Annotated in this window: 13 protein-coding genes; 10 read left to right on the top strand and 3 right to left on the bottom strand. The window is 33.5% G+C overall.

Features of this window, described 5'->3' with window-relative positions; translation table 11 throughout:
* The first annotated feature begins 1 nt into the window (after window position 1).
* The 4 genes from cydC to F8162_RS25035 all read left to right on the top strand — a co-directional run bounded on the left by cydC (window position 2) and on the right by F8162_RS25035 (window position 5,674).
* Window positions 2–1,726, top strand: a complete 1,725-nt coding sequence (cydC, locus tag F8162_RS25050) for a thiol reductant ABC exporter subunit CydC (RefSeq protein ID WP_151630781.1) — start codon at window positions 2–4, stop codon at window positions 1,724–1,726.
* A 451-nt stretch (window positions 1,727–2,177) separates the two neighbouring features.
* A complete protein-coding gene (locus F8162_RS25045) occupies window positions 2,178–4,739 on the top strand; it encodes a glycosyltransferase (RefSeq protein ID WP_151630780.1) in 2,562 nt (853 codons plus the stop codon).
* 178 nt (window positions 4,740–4,917) lie between these two features.
* Complete coding sequence (locus F8162_RS25040; protein WP_151630779.1) at window positions 4,918–5,139, top strand: hypothetical protein; 222 nt, start codon at window positions 4,918–4,920, stop codon at window positions 5,137–5,139.
* A gap of 88 nt (window positions 5,140–5,227) precedes the next feature.
* Window positions 5,228–5,674: a DUF6376 family protein gene (locus F8162_RS25035; protein WP_151630778.1), complete on the top strand. Its 447-nt coding sequence runs from the start codon at window positions 5,228–5,230 to the stop codon at window positions 5,672–5,674.
* Window positions 5,675–5,762: 88 nt separating this feature from the next.
* Here the strand turns inward: F8162_RS25035 and F8162_RS25030 are convergent, their stop codons facing one another.
* Window positions 5,763–6,764 (bottom strand): S66 peptidase family protein, encoded by a 1,002-nt coding sequence (locus tag F8162_RS25030; protein WP_151630777.1) that lies wholly within the window; start codon window positions 6,762–6,764, stop codon window positions 5,763–5,765.
* 187 nt (window positions 6,765–6,951) lie between these two features.
* Here F8162_RS25030 and F8162_RS25025 point away from each other — a divergent pair, with 187 nt between their 5' ends.
* Window positions 6,952–7,905 carry a D-alanyl-D-alanine carboxypeptidase family protein gene (locus F8162_RS25025; protein ID WP_151630776.1) on the top strand — a complete coding sequence of 318 codons (954 nt, stop codon included), beginning with the start codon at window positions 6,952–6,954 and terminating at the stop codon, window positions 7,903–7,905.
* A 245-nt stretch (window positions 7,906–8,150) separates the two neighbouring features.
* Window positions 8,151–8,753, top strand: a complete 603-nt coding sequence (locus F8162_RS25020; RefSeq protein WP_192797667.1) for a nitroreductase family protein — start codon at window positions 8,151–8,153, stop codon at window positions 8,751–8,753.
* Between the two features lie 45 nt (window positions 8,754–8,798).
* On the opposite strand, the gene F8162_RS25015 is transcribed toward F8162_RS25020, so the two are convergent.
* Window positions 8,799–8,969: a hypothetical protein gene (locus tag F8162_RS25015; RefSeq protein ID WP_011040231.1), complete on the bottom strand. Its 171-nt coding sequence runs from the start codon at window positions 8,967–8,969 to the stop codon at window positions 8,799–8,801.
* Window positions 8,970–9,668: 699 nt separating this feature from the next.
* Here F8162_RS25015 and entFM point away from each other — a divergent pair.
* Window positions 9,669–10,946, top strand: coding sequence for an enterotoxin EntFM (gene entFM / locus F8162_RS25010; RefSeq protein ID WP_151630775.1), 1,278 nt, complete (start codon window positions 9,669–9,671; stop codon window positions 10,944–10,946).
* Window positions 10,947–11,044: 98 nt separating this feature from the next.
* On the opposite strand, the gene F8162_RS25005 is transcribed toward entFM, so the two are convergent.
* Window positions 11,045–11,809 (bottom strand): alpha/beta fold hydrolase, encoded by a 765-nt coding sequence (locus tag F8162_RS25005; protein ID WP_087959529.1) that lies wholly within the window; start codon window positions 11,807–11,809, stop codon window positions 11,045–11,047.
* Window positions 11,810–12,049: 240 nt separating this feature from the next.
* Here F8162_RS25005 and F8162_RS25000 point away from each other — a divergent pair, with 240 nt between their 5' ends.
* The 3 genes from F8162_RS25000 to hitS all read left to right on the top strand — a co-directional run bounded on the left by F8162_RS25000 (window position 12,050) and on the right by hitS (window position 15,634).
* Window positions 12,050–13,810 (top strand): ABC transporter ATP-binding protein, encoded by a 1,761-nt coding sequence (locus F8162_RS25000; RefSeq protein WP_151630774.1) that lies wholly within the window; start codon window positions 12,050–12,052, stop codon window positions 13,808–13,810.
* Window positions 13,811–13,898: 88 nt separating this feature from the next.
* A complete protein-coding gene (gene hitR / locus F8162_RS24995) occupies window positions 13,899–14,576 on the top strand; it encodes an envelope stress response regulator transcription factor HitR (RefSeq protein WP_225990183.1) in 678 nt (225 codons plus the stop codon).
* Window positions 14,573–15,634 carry an envelope stress sensor histidine kinase HitS gene (gene hitS / locus F8162_RS24990; protein ID WP_151630772.1) on the top strand — a complete coding sequence of 354 codons (1,062 nt, stop codon included), beginning with the start codon at window positions 14,573–14,575 and terminating at the stop codon, window positions 15,632–15,634. Before hitR ends, hitS begins: the two co-directional genes overlap by 4 nt.
* The last annotated feature ends 90 nt before the right edge of the window (window positions 15,635–15,724 follow it).

Genomic DNA, 15,724 nt, shown 5'->3' with positions numbered 1-15,724 from the left:
GATGAGTAACTGGATTAAACCTTATATACAGCAAAATAAAGGTAGAATGACTGTAACTATTTTCCTTGGTCTTCTTGGAGTTAGTTCAGGTGCGATGTTACTTTTCATTTCAGGTTATTTAATCTCTAAATCTGCTCTTAGACCAGAAAATGTAATGGCTGTATATGTTCCTATCGTTGCTACACGTGCGTTTAGTATAGGACAAGCGGTATTTCATTATTTAGAGCGTTTAGTTGGACACGATGTCGTACTACGCATATTAGAAAAAATGAGAACGAAACTATATAGAATAGTAGAACCACAGGCGTTATTTTTCCGTTCGCGATTTCAAACGGGCGATATGTTAGGGGTGCTCTCCGAAGATATAGAGCATTTGCAAAACCTATATTTACGTACAATATTTCCTAGCATATTAGCATTAGTTGTCTATAGCATATTCGTACTTGTTATCGGTGCATTTGACGTAGTGTTTGTACTTATTGCAGGGTGTATGTTAGCGATTATTGTATTTCTTCTTCCATTTGTATCATTACTTTTAATGAAGCGACATCATGTTACTTTAAAACAAGGAAGAAACCGTTTGTATCAACAACTAACAGACGCTGTTTTTGGATTATCTGATTGGCAAGCAAGTGGTAGAAAAGATGAATTCATTGATAAGTATGTAGAGCAAAATAATCAGTTGTTAAAAACGGAAAAAAGAATGAAACGCTGGAATCATATTCGGGACAGTATCATTCAATTAGTAGTGGGGATTGTAGTTATTTCAATGATCATATGGACTGGAAATGAGGCGGCAAGTGAACAGATTGCACCTACCGTTATTGCGGCTTTCGTCTTAATGACATTATCAGTCACAAACGCGCTTATTCCTCTTTCAGATGCTATCGATCGAATTCCATCATATGTAGAATCTGCTCATCGTCTAAATCAAATAGAAGGTAATGATGTTTTACACGATGAAAAGGAATTACATGGAGATAAAGATTATGCTGCATCAAAACATGTAGACATTGAATTAAATAATGTATCGTATAGTTACCCAGATAGTAATGAATTCGTATTGAAAGAAGTAACACTACCAATAAAAGCAGGGAAGAAAATTGCCATTTTAGGAAGAAGCGGAACAGGAAAATCTACTTTGTTAAAATTGTTAACAGGTGCGCTAAGTCCGTTACATGGTGAAGTTTTATTGAATAGTGAACATGCTCATACGAATCTTTTATCAAAATATATTTCTGTATTGAATCAAAAGCCGCATTTATTCGATACGACAATTGGAAATAATGTACGAATTGGCAAACCAGAGGCTACGGATGAAGAGATATGGAAAGCTTTAGAGAAAGCGCAATTAGCTTCGCATATTGCTACTCTTCCGGATGGGTTACAAACAAAAATGCATGAAATGGGAAAAAGGTTTTCTGGTGGGGAAAGACAAAGAGTTGCTTTTGCTAGAACGCTCATGCAAGAAGCCCCAATTATTGTACTTGATGAGCCTACGATCGGATTAGATCCAAAGACGGAATTATCTTTAATAGAAACAATGTTTTCTGCAACGGAAGAAAAGACAGTTATTTGGATTACGCACCATCTTGTAGGAATAGAGCATGTTGATGAAGTGATATTCCTTGATCGTGGTCAAATTGTGATGCAAGGTAGTCACGAACAACTTTTGAAAGAAAACGAGAAGTATCGAAAGCTTTATGAGTTAGATAAAGGAATATAGTTTGAATAAGTCATAATTGTAAAAATAGCTACGCCAAATGGTGCAGCTATTTTTTGTTAAGAAATATATATTCTTTTTAAGGTGTAGATTTATCCCGCTATTTGCAGGGAGTAAGACACTCCTATCTTAAGATCTGGCTGATGTGAGGAAGTTGGGTGGGAGATTAACTGTACGTAAAAATCCGATTGGTGAGGGGGGATAATTAGAAAGGATGGAGAAGCCCCCTCTAATTAAAGTTTCGTTTTATTTGCCTTACATTATTTTACGATAGAAATCAAATGAATAAAAAGCAGCTAATCAAATGCTTATATTATTGAATATGTATATTTAGGAGTGAAAAGTAGGATATTTTGTTATGGGCTTGCATAAAAGTATAAAGGTTTCATACGGTTTAAGTAATGTGATATTATGTCGCGTATATAAATAATATGCGAAAAGATGGAGGGAAAAGATGGGGAATCGTTTTGAAAAAAGTGAAGAGGCGATAGAGCGAATTCCATTGGTAAGTGTATTAATTCCTACTTATAATCGTCCTGGCTACTTTGAAAAAGCATTGTGTAGTGTATTACAACAAACATATTCTAATATAGAAATTATCGTTGGAGATGATAGCACGAATGACGAAACGGAAAATGTGTTACAAAAATACTTATGTGATCATTCAAATATTATTTATATAAAAAACAGGTCAACTCTCGGACAATTTGAAAATGCGCTAATGTTATTTAAGGAAGCGAACGGTGAGTATATAAATTTTTTAATGGATGATGATATATTTCATACGAATAAAATTGAAAGAATGATGAAGTATTTTTTCAATGATTTAGATAATGAAATCAAGCTTGTAACATCTCATCGTCAAGTAATTGATGATAAAGGGAAAGAACTACGACATATTTATTCGACTGTCCGTTTATTTGAAGAGGATACGATTATAGAGGGAACAGAATTAGGAAATAGGGTAATTGTGGATCAAAAAAATTATATTGGAGAACCGACAACAGTGTTATTTCGTAAAAATGATTTACAAGAACCGTATGGGATTTTTGATAAGAGAAGGTATCTTTGTAATGTAGATATAGCCTCATGGTTATCTTTATTAAGTAAAGGAAAAGCAGTATATATAGCAGAGACACTTAGTTACTTCCGATTACATCCAGGTCAACAGTTGAATGAATCTAATAAACTGATGGATGGAGTAGAGGATTTTTCACATAGTATTATAGTTGGAGAAAAGTATGGTTTTTTATCTACTGAAAAAGAGTTATATAAAGCGATAACTAACTTCCTAGACTATGCAAAAAAATTAGTTCCATCATCAATATTATATACATTAGACTATTACCGAAAAATTAAACGAAAGGAAATAAATATAGAAAAGAAAAAACAGTATCGGAATAACAACTCTCATTTACCGAAAGTCAGTATACTTATTCCTGCCTATAATAAACCTCATTACTTGGAATTAGCTCTCAAAAGTGCTTTGAATCAAACATATGAAAATATTGAAATAATAATTTCTGACGATAGTACAAACGGTGAAGTTCAAGCGATGATCCAACCATATTTAAGTGAATATGAATGTATTGCATATGTTAAAAATAAACCTCGATTAGAAGCTGAGAACTTTAATAAATGTATAGAACTTGCAAATGGAGATTATATAAACTTTTTATTAGATGATGACTTATTTCATCCTGAAAAGATTAAAAGAATGATGAACTGTTTTTTTAGACTAGAAAACATTTCATTTGTGACGTCATATCGGGAATTAATTGATGAGAATGGAAAAGTATTACCACCATCAACATTGAATATGAAAATTGCAAAAGAAACTACACTTTTTAAAGGGAAAGAATTAGGTGATTATATGTTAAAAAACTTAAAAAATGTAGTTGGTGAGCCTACAACAGTTCTGTTTAATCGGAAATTTTTTGAAGGGGCTTTTGGGTGTTTTAAGGGAAAGGGTTATTCAGCTATTAATGACATTGCAACATGGCTAGATATGATGAAGAAAGGAAATGTAGTTTATATAGAGGAACCTCTTAGTTATTTTAGACAACATGGTGGGAAAAATCAAAAACAAATGCAATTTACATTAAGGGCAATTGAAGAATGGACTGAATTAATAATAGATGCATATAATAGTGGGTTTTTAAATCGTGAGCAAGATTATAAAACGTGTTTAACTCATTGTTTGGAAAATGTGTTGTTAATAATTAAGGATGCGGTAAAAAATGGCCAATTAAATCAAATTGATAATGAGAAGATGGAGAGGAAATTAAATAAGTTAGTTAATCGTATATTTGAGAAAGAAGTATGCTATTGTCAATTTTGCAATCAACAATTTGAAAAATTTTCTCCTTGGCCAGAACATTACGATTTTCCAAAATATAAATTCGAGATGTGGAATAAAGATACGGGGATTTGTCCGATATGTGATTCGATGGATCGTGAAAGGTTATATCGTGTATACATTGAAATGGAAACGGATTTATTAAGTGGAAATGATACTATGCTTCATATTGCACCAAAAGCAAAGTTAAGAAGTTGGTTTGCCCAGTATAAAAATATTACATATGTATGTGGAGATATTGAACCAAAGGATCCATTAATGCAGGAAATTGATGTTACTAGAATTCCATATGAAAATGATACATTTGATGTGATTTTATGTGGTCATGTATTACAGCAAGTTCAAGATGATGAAAAAGCGATGAGAGAGTTATATAGAGTATTAAAGACAAATGGATGGGGAATTATTCAAGCTCCAATCGTAATGAATGTAGATAGTATTATAGAGAATGAATTAATTTTAACGCCAAAATTGAGGAAATTAGCTTTTGGTCATGAAGAACATGTAAGGATTTATAATCGATCAGGATTTATACAACGATTAATGAATGTAGGATTTAAGGTGGAATTGTATAACATAGCTGAAAAACAAGGAATGAGAAGTGCTAGGAAATTTGGTTTATCTGAAACTGATGTACTCTATATTGTCCGGAAATGAAGAATTGAGGGGAATTGAAATAATTCGCATAATACGGATTATGGACAGTTAAATCGAAGTTTTGAAGAAGCATTAACCTTAAAAAAAAGAATTAATGCATCTTATTTTTAGGTTTTAAATTTTGCTGACCAAGGCAATACTGAGCCATAGTGAATGTAAAGTTGGAGGGCGAGCGTATATGTTTGATGAGGATGGAATTGTTTTAATTATGGAGCCTGCTGATGAAAGAAACTTGAGGAGATTTATTTTTTCAGTGCCAAAGTCAGTGTATGAAAAGAAGGGGCTTACATTACACTATGGAGCAGCTATAGGACAAGGGTATATCGATATAATTGAAGATATTATTAGCGTACATATAGAAATAGATGTTGTAACGATAATAGGGCATGTAAGAGGATAAATAGTAATTAGAAAAGGGTTATAGGTAATTTAGCGAGAATTTATGAAGTGGAGCTTACTAATTTGTATAAAGAAGAAGGGAGTCTAAAATGAAAATCAAATCAATTTTATTAGTATTTATAGTTTCAATTGCTTTAATGGGATGCTCAGTAGTAGAGGAAGGGAAGAACTCTATAGATTATGCTCAAAAAGCGACAGACTATGTGAATGAAATAAGTGCATTTGCAAATGATGCACCAGCATTAGCTGAAAAAGCCGTTAATGATAGCGAAGCTCGAAAAGAATTAGAAACGAAGCTTAGTGAAATTAAACAAGATATACCCGCATTCAATGAATTAACGCCACCTGATGTAGCAAAGGATCTTCATCAGCAAATCGTTGGATATAATGAAAAGCTAAATACATTAATTGATACGGCGATGACAAAGATAGAAGAAGGGAAAGTGAATGTAGAGGAGTTTAAAAACTCTGAACTTATGCAGACGATAGATCAAGTTCGTGATTTGAAAGACAAGGTTCAAAATTTAGGGCAATAATAAAAAGCTCCGGTTGTGATAACGGAGCTTTTTTATGTTTTCTAATGAAACAATTTATAATACTTTCTTCCTATAATATAGGCATTTTTTATATCTTCCATTTTTCCAAAATATGTACTGTTTTATTAGTTGCATCCATGTTCACTTGAACACCTATAGGCATAGTGATCATCGGATGGGTATGACAACAATCAAAGTCAGCAAGTAAAGGGATTCTTTGATTTTGCAGTACTTCTAATAATATTTCGTAAGGTTTACGACTTGTACCACAATCATCAAATTGTTCATGTTTTCCAAGAAGTATACCTGAAACTTTATCAAATACGCCGTTAACCTTAAGGAATGAAAAGCTTCTTTCAATAGTAGCTGCATCTTTTGAACTATCCTCAATAAATAAAATATCACCATCTTGAATACATGGCATATAAGGACTACCCCAAATTCCTTCTATTGTATTTAAGTTTCCACCAATAATCCGCCCGGTAGCTTGTCCATTTGTTACGGAAATCCAATTATTTGGTCTACGTTCTTTTTCTTTCGTCTTTTCTTCCCAATTAATAAATTCATCTGACCAAAATAAAGGTTGTTTTATGTTGTAAGGAAGTGCTTGATTATGTAGTAATGCTTCTGCAAAATAGTTGTATGTATAATCTACAAAAGGCTCAAATTCTCCAAAGGAGGGAATGAGTGCGGGACCGTAAAATGTAGGGATTCCTGTTTTTGCATAAATCCCTAATAATAAAGCTGTTGCATCTGAATAACCAATCATTATTTTAGGGTTATTTTGAAAAGCGTCGTAATCAATATAAGGTAATAATGAATTAGAATTCATACCGCCAATTGTTGACATAATACAAGCTATATTAGGATTTCTTATTAAAGCATTCAGTTCCTCAGCACGCTCTTGTATACTGCCAGAGCGATAATAATCATATCGACCTGTTAGTGAACCTTCTAATATGTGAAATCCTTTCTGTTGTAAGTAAGATTTCGCTCGTTCAAATCTTTTTGGAGAAGTATAGGTTGCTGGTGAAGAGGGCGAATAAATGCCGATTGTGTCTCCGTATTTTAAGGGTTTTGGAAGTAGCATTGTAAGAATCCTTTCTATATAAATTATGAATTTCTAATAACTTATCATTGAATATTCTTATATTTCGGTATTATTGTAACATAAACGTATTAGATGAATAAATATGCTTTTTTGCCTTGACGATATAAAGTAATTATTGTTATGGTTAAACGTGAGTGTATAAAAGGTTTGCTAAAGGAGTTTTGAAATGAAGCGGTTAAAATGGGGAAGGCTGACAATCCTAGTAATCATTATTTTAGGGATATGTTGGTTCTTATTCCAAGGAACTCAAAAGAGTACAACAAATTTAGAGGGACAAACTTTGCAGGTGGCAGAACTACCTAAAACAGGATTAGCTGAAAAAGTAGTCCCACCAAAGTACATACCACCGGAAGTTGATGCAAAAGCAGCTATGATTATCGATGCGAGTAATGGAGATGTTATTTATCAACATAATGAAAATGAAGCTTTTGCGCCAGCAAGTATGTCTAAGATGATGACAGCGTATCTTCTATTAGAGAATGTACATAATGGGAAAGTTCGCTGGGAAGATCCGGTGAAAATGAGTGCGAAAGCGGCACAAACAGAGGGTGCGAGAATCCCAGTCCAAGTTAATGACACGTTAACTGTGAAAGACTTGTACCATGCATTAATGATTGAGTCGGCAAATAATTCGGCTGTGGCTTTAGCAGAACATATGGCAAAAACAGAGAAAGATTTCGTTCAGCTTATGAATGAAAAAGCAAAACAGTTAAAAATGTCGGAGTATGCGAAATTCGCAAATGCATCAGGACTACAAGAACCTGATGGAAGTGAGACGAAGATGACAGCTGCTGATGTAGCAAACTTGGCGTATCATCTTATAAAAGATTATCCAGAAATATTAGAAGTGACTCACTTACGTCAAAGTCAGTTAGCATTTAATCATATTAATGTTATAAGTACAAATGATATGTTAAATAAAAATAATAAAGCTTTATATATAGAAGGAATGGACGGATTAAAAACAGGATTTACAGATAGCGCAGGGTATTGTTTTACGGGTACAGCAAAACAAGGTGATACTCGTATTATTACAGTTGTTATGGGAACGAAAGGTAAAACGAAGCGTTTTACAGAGACGAATAAGCTAATGTCTTATGCATTTGGCTTAGTTAATTAAGTGAAATATTGAGTTGAATCATCATATAAGAAAGGCAATTTGTTGTTACTTATTATAGGTAAAAATAAATTGCCTTTTTATTTTTAATATTAGGAAGTAAAAAGGTGAAAAATGGGAGTGTTATTATTTGAGTTTATTATTGTTTGTTGATAGTATAAAGTTAGAAACTTATTAATGATAAGTTTTGAGAGGCAGAATATGATGTATACATATGAAAAAGCCTCAAATGAAAATTGGAGGGAATTATGATGGCAAAAGATTTTTACTCAGCAATTGAAGACAGAAGATCTATTTACGCGATTAGTAAAGAGCAAGTAGTTTCTGATGAAAAAATTCAAGAAGTGATTTATCATGCTGTAAAACATACACCTTCAGCTTTTAACTCTCAGAGCGCTCGCGTTGTCGTCTTGCTTGGAGAACAACATGATAAGTTATGGGATATTACGAAAGAAACGTTACGGAAAATTGTACCTGAAAATAACTTTGCATCTACCGAAGAAAAAATGAATGCATTTAAAAGTGGTTATGGAACGGTTTTATACTTTGAAGACAGTCAAGTAGTGGAAAAACTACAAGAAAACTTTGCATTATACAAAGAGAATTTCCCAACGTGGTCACAGCAATCCTCAGGAATGCTACAATTTGCAATTTGGACAGCTTTAGAAATTGAAGGATTTGGTGCTACATTGCAGCATTACAATCCATTAATTGATGAAGAAGTGAGAAAAGAATGGAAAGTTCCAGGAAGTTGGAAACTTACTGCGCAAATGCCGTTTGGTAAACCGGTGGTAACTGCAGGTGAAAAAGAATACCAACCTTTAGAAAACCGTGTGAAAATTTATAAATAATGTAGGAACTATAAAAGGTGAACAGGGATACAACCTGTTCACCTTTTATAGGTAATAAGGATTTTTTTGATAGGAATTTTTCATCTGATTTTTTAATTCGTTTTTACGTGTTTCAATAGTTGATATTTTTTGTAAGGTAATAATTGAAACGAATTGAAAAAAAGCATAGTACAATTCTATATTTTTATTTATAGGATCATCTATTATGTTTTTCATAAATATACCTCCTGTTTTAATCCCAATATTTGCGGGCAATAAGACTTCCATCTTAAAATTCAATGTACCGACCTGTAAAAGTTCGATAGGTTTCAGTGTAGGGTAAATAAAATTTGTATTGGTTAACATACCACTGTATATATGATAATATAAATATCCTGGAAATTCCATAGATAGTGAAAAATAGGTAGTGGAATGTGTATTTTCGTCAAATTAGAACAGAATTTTTAGAGTTAAATCTTACAAATCGTCAAATCCTTTAAAAGCAATAGATAGTATCAAAAATAGTTTTCTAAAAATATTATACTATTGATAAAAAAAGTATTTTTTGTCATGATAAGAGTATGCTTCATGGAAGGAACTTTACTAGGAAATACATTCTTTGCATTGGATTAGATGAATAGAGTTTTTCAAATTGGATAGAAAATGTATATTAAGATAATGAATGAAATGTCGAATTTTCAATAAAATACATAAGAGAATTGAAAAAAGCATTGCAAAAACAATAAGTTTAATGGTAAAGTTCACATGGAGTTCACACAGAATTCACTTCATTCGTTTAAAATGAACTCTGTGTGAAAAATAAATCTCTTGTTAAAAAATGGAACTTAATGAATATTTTACTTTGATAATATTGTAATGTATTAAGTTTATAAGTTTTTTTAAGAGGATAGTAGGGAAAGGAAGTAAAGACAACTTATGAAAAAAGTAATTGCAGGTTTAGCAGCAGCTTCTGTAGTGGGTGTTGCAGTTCCAGGTATGGATTCTGCTCAGGCACAAGTTTCAAATGAGGCGCTAAAAGAAATTAATGGACAAACTCAAACGACTGTAACTGAAACAAAAAAGGTAGAAACAACTTCTGAATTAAAATACACGGTAACAGCTGATGTATTAAATGTACGTTCAGGTGCTGGTACAGGACATAACGTTATTTCTAAAGTGAAATCAGGTCAAGTACTACAAGTAATTGGACAAGAAAACGGTTGGTTCAAAGTAACTGTAAATGGTCAAACTGGTTATGTAAGTGGTGACTTCGTAACGACTGGTGGTAAAACAGGAACTACTGTTCAACAAGGAACTGGTACTTACACAGTAAACGTTTCTTCACTTAACGTACGTACAGGCCCAAGTACATCTCATACAGTATTAGGCTCTGTAAATAAAGGTAAAACAGTACAAGTTGTAGGTGAAGTACAAGATTGGTTTAAAATCAACTTCAATGGTGGAACTGGATACGTAAGCAAAGACTTCGTAACAAAAGGTGGTTCTGCTGTATCTAACCAAACACAACAACCAACTACAAATAACAATAATACTACTACAGTTCAAACTGGTGGTTCTTATGTTGTTAACACTGGCGCTTTAAAAGTACGTACAGGCCCAGCTACATACAACGCTGTAATCGGTGGCGTAACAAACGGTAAAGTATTAAACGTTACTGGCGCTGAAAATGGTTGGTACAAAATTAACCATAACGGCCGCACAGGTTACGTAAGTGCAGACTTCGTTAAGTTTGTAAAAGGCGGAGTAAACAACGTTACGAATAACAATAACGTTACAAATAACGTTCAACAACCAGGTAAAGACGTACAACAACCAACAACAGGTGGAAATACATCTTCAATCGCTGGATTCGCTAGATCTTTAAATGGTTCACCATACAGAACTGCTGGTACAACACCTGCTGGTTTTGACTGCAGTGGATTCATTCACTATGTATTAAATCAAACTGGTCATAAAGGCGCTCGTCAAACAGTTGCTGGATACTGGAGCTCTAAAACAAAAACTAGCAATCCACAACCAGGTGATTTAGTATACTTCCAAAATACTTATAAATCAGGTCCTTCTCACATGGGTGTTTACTTAGGAAACGGTCAGTTCATTAGTGCAGAAACTGATGCAACTGGTGTACGTATTAGTTCTGTAAGCAACTCTTACTGGAGCAAGCACATTTTAGGTTACACAAAAGCATACTAAGAAAAAGTAGTTTATATACTTTTCGTATAGAGAAAAGGCTTTCCAGGGAAACTTGGGAAGCCTTTTTATAGTTGAATAAATTGGGAATGTAGTAGTTTTTACTGTAATTTCCCATTTAAAAATCGAGCGTATAGGTCGTGGAAGTAGTTCGGACGAAATAAGTTTGCTGCGTGTCCTGCAAGCGGTATTTCTTTATATAAAACGTTTGGAAGAATGGACTTTAAATCAAAAAGACAAGATTTATAGAGATGATCATGTTCACCCATTACCCATAGAATAGGGTGGGGAAGTGATTTTAATTTAGATTTTAAATCGAATTCTAACCGATGTCGTAATGATTGGGCAATAATGGATGAATGTAATTGTAATCCGAAACGGTAATAAATATTTCTTGAAATGACCGCGAACGGATTTGCCTTTAGTATGCCACTTGGAAAAATGGTATTCGCGTATTGAGAGAGCCATTTAGAGTAATCATCTCCTCGCTTCTCCCAAAACTTTTGAAATACGTTATATAAAAGGGATGGGTTATTATAATGTCCACCAATATGACAAATGCTTAATACTTTTTCTGGGTGCATTTGTGCAAAAATTGTAGAGATATAACAGCCGTAGCTTAAAGCGCAAATATGTGCTTTTTGAATACCTTCTTTTTCATATAATTTCAATAGTTGATCTACGAGGCGCTGTAATGAAAATTCGATAGCTTCTCCTTTATCGTCGCCGTGACCTAATAAGTCATAAGTAATAATGTTGTAAGAGGCGGAAAATCGTTTATGCTCTTTTTTGAAGGCACGACGATTGCCAACTAATCCATGAATAAAAATGATTGTTTCCTTTTCGGAATGTATATTTGTTTGCAAAAAGGATACTCCTTTCAATAACGGGAGATTTATATAGTATCGTAAATTGGTTATTTATAATTCACATAGAATAATATTTAGCACTAGGTAATAATATCAGATGTTTATATCTGTTGTAAAGATGCGTTTTTATGTATATTTTGTAAAAATAGAAAAAGTGTGTTTACATTCAGTTTACATTTGTATTGTATTCTGTTTTTAGAAAGAACAGTTTGGTTGAACACGAGGAGATGAACAAAAATGGAAGTTAGAAATGAGATGGAGAAAAAAGGGAGCTGGAGGCAGTTTTTACGCCTTATTCAAGATACAAATTCTCCGAAGGGGATTCTTGCTTTTGCGTTATTAATGAGTTTGCTTTCTACTGGAGCAAGTTTATTTATACCGATGTTAACGAAGGGCTTAGTAGATAATTTTTCACTTTCGTCAATTAGTACAGGACAAATTGTTGGGCTAATTGCATTCTTTATTATGCAAACTATAGCCGCGGGATTGTCTATATATTTACTAAATTATATAGGACAGAAGATTGTAGCTGGACTGAGAGAACGTTTGTGGAAAAAGGTGCTTATTTTACCGGTAACTTATTATGATCAAAATAGAACAGGCGATACAATTAGCCGTATGACAAATGATACAGGAGTTGTGAAAACATTAATTTCTGAGCATTTGTCAAATTTATTAACAGGCGGTATTTCAATTGTTGGATCATTAATTGTATTATTTGTTTTAGATTGGAAAATGACACTTTTACTTTTAACGGTTATTCCGTTATCAGTACTCATCTTAGTTCCACTTGGACGAAAAATGTATAAGATTTCAAAAGCACTTCAAGATGAAACGGCTTCTTTTACTAGTGTATTAACACAAGTGTTATCAGAAATTCGTTTAGTGAAATCTTCGAACACAGAAAAAAAGGAATATGAAACTGGAAATAAAGGTATTGAAAAGCTATTACAATTTGGTTTGAAAGAGGGAAAAGTGCAAGCGTTAATTTCACCAGTTATGTCGTTTGTTTTAATGGCATTGCTTGTTATTATCGTAGGATATGGTGGAATGCGAGTTTCTATCGGTGCATTAACAACAGGAGAACTAGTAGCGTTTATTTTATATTTAGTTCAAATTATAATGCCGATGAGTCAATTATCTATGTTCTTTACACAATTCCAAAAGGCAATTGGTGCAACGGAAAGAATTAATACAATTTTAGAATATGAAGTAGAAGATCATGAAACTGGTGTGAAAGTCACAAATGCTAAGCAGCCAATTGTTCTTGAAAATGTACATTTCGAGTATAACGAAGAAGAGCAAGTTTTAAAGGATATTGATTTCACAATTGAATCAGGAAAAGTAACAGCGATTGTAGGACCAAGTGGTAGCGGGAAAACGACGTTATTCTCACTATTAGAACGTTTTTACGAGCCAACTAGCGGTGCCATTAAATTAGGAAAAGACTCAATTACGAGTTATTCATTGCAATCATGGCGACGTCAAATTGGTTACGTTTCACAAGATAGTCCGTTAATCGATGGGACCATTCGTGATAATATTTGCTACGGTGTTGAGGGTGAAGTGACAGATGAAGAAATTGAAAAAGTAGCAGCGATGGCATATGTTGATGCATTTATTCATGATTTGCCAAACGGATACGCAACAGAAGTTGGAGAACGTGGTGTGAAGCTTTCAGGAGGGCAAAGACAACGAATTGCGATTGCTCGAGCGTTACTTCGAAATCCACAAATTCTTATGTTAGATGAAGCAACTTCTAGTTTAGATAGTAAATCAGAGTCTGTCGTTCAAAAGGCTTTAAATAACTTAATGAAAGGCAGAACAACGTTAGTTATTGCACATAGACTTTCTACTGTTGTAGATGCAGATAAAATTATCTTTATAGAAAAAGGGAATCTTACAGGAAGCGGTACACATGATGAATTATTACAGACACATGACATGTATCGTGAATTTGCAACGCAACAATTGAAAATTAAAGAGGCGGCATTATAAAATGAATAATCAGTGGGGAATTTGCTTCACTGATTATTTGTTTTTAACATTAATAAAATAGATGCTGAGTAGAAAGGAAATGGTTCTTTTGATACCTAAAATATTAATTGTGGACGATGATCCGCATATTAGAGAACTTGTTTCTGTTTTTTTAGAGCGGGAAGGCTTTCAGACATATGAGGCAATTGATGGTCTAGATGCATTGCAGAAGATAGATGAAGTAAAAGTTGATATGGTTATTCTTGATATCATGATGCCGAATATGGATGGATTTGATGTATGTTTTGAATTAAGAAAATACTATGATATCCCGATTTTAATGCTAACTGCCAAAGGAGAAACGTCTCAAAAAGTAAAAGGGTTTCACCTTGGCACAGATGATTACCTTGTAAAACCATTTGATCCTATAGAACTAGTAGTGAGAGTAAAGGCACTACTGAAACGTTACCAAATTACAGTATCGCAATCGATCCAAGTTGGAAATGTACTGTTAAATCGTAAAACATTTGAAGTTACAGCCGGAGAACAAACGGCTACATTACCGCTAAAAGAATTCGAATTGCTCTTTACTTTAGGTTCTAAAGCAGGAAGAACATGTTCGAGAGAGCAGTTAATTGAAGATGTATGGGGATATGATTTTGAAGGGAATGAACGTACACTAGACGTTCATATTAATCGGCTACGTGAGAAGTTTCAAGAAGAGAAGTCGAAGTTTAGTATTAAAACGATAAGAGGATTAGGGTATCGCTTAGAGGTAAGTAAATGAGGAAAAGAAAACGAATGAGTAAGTTGAAGATGTTGAAAGTAACGGGAGCGGTATTAGCGCTTTTTTCTTTTCTCACTATAATTTGGTCTATCGCATTTTATGTAGCAACTAGTATATTGAATGCTTTTGAAGTAAACGTATCGTCGTTTGTTGCCTTTCTAATTAGTGATATGGTCGGTTTTATATTTATTGTTCTTATCTGGACATTGATTGGGATATTAATGAGACCAAAACGAGAGGCAATGATTTGGACTATTATTGAACCGATACAAAAAATTGCAAAAGGAGACTTCTCCGTAAAAATACGAAATGAAGAAAAGTATGATGGAGAAATTGGTGTACTCGTAAAAAGTATAAATGATATGACAGATGAACTGAATGCGATGGAGAAAATGCGCCAGGAATTTGTATCCAATGTTTCTCATGAAATACAGTCACCACTAACTTCTATAAAAGGGTTTGCTAGAGCATTACAAGATGATGATCTTTCCGAGGAAAAAAGAAAGCATTATCTTACCATTATTGAAACAGAAACGACGAGATTATCTAAGTTAAGTCAAAATTTACTGAGACTAACTCTTTTAGAATCGGAAGAGTATACACCAGAAAGAGTGACTTATCGATTAGATCAACAGTTAAAGCAAATTGTGTTAAATAGTGAACCGCTCTGGGCTGAAAAAGAAATTGAATTAGACCTTGATTTAGAAAAAGTGCATATAACTGCCGATCAAGAAAGTATGAGTCAAGTGTGGATTAATTTAATTCATAATAGTATTAAATTTACGCCAAGTAGCGGTACAATTACAATACAGTTGCAAGAACATGAGAAAGTAGTGGAAGTGCGTATTCGCGATTCGGGAATTGGTATATCAGAAGAACAGAAACAACATATTTTTGAACGGTTTTTTAAAGCTGATTCTTCACGGAATCGTGCTTATGGGGGAAGTGGTTTAGGATTAGCGATAGTAAAAAAAGTAGTCGATCTACATCAAGGAGAAATAAAAGTTGAAAGTATAGAAGGACATGGTGCGGAATTTAGTGTACGTATTCCGAATTAGAAAGAAAAGTAGTGTTAGGGGGGTCTTCTAGCGCTGTTTTTTCTTTAAAGGTACTTGTATTCTTATTGTAGTTACCTACAAGTAACCTAC

Source organism: Bacillus sp. CH140a_4T (assembly GCF_008923725.1).
In the GTDB taxonomy this organism is placed as follows: domain Bacteria; phylum Bacillota; class Bacilli; order Bacillales; family Bacillaceae_G; genus Bacillus_A.
Note: the sequence above shows the minus strand (reverse complement) of the source record. Positions and strands in the feature narration are given on the sequence as shown.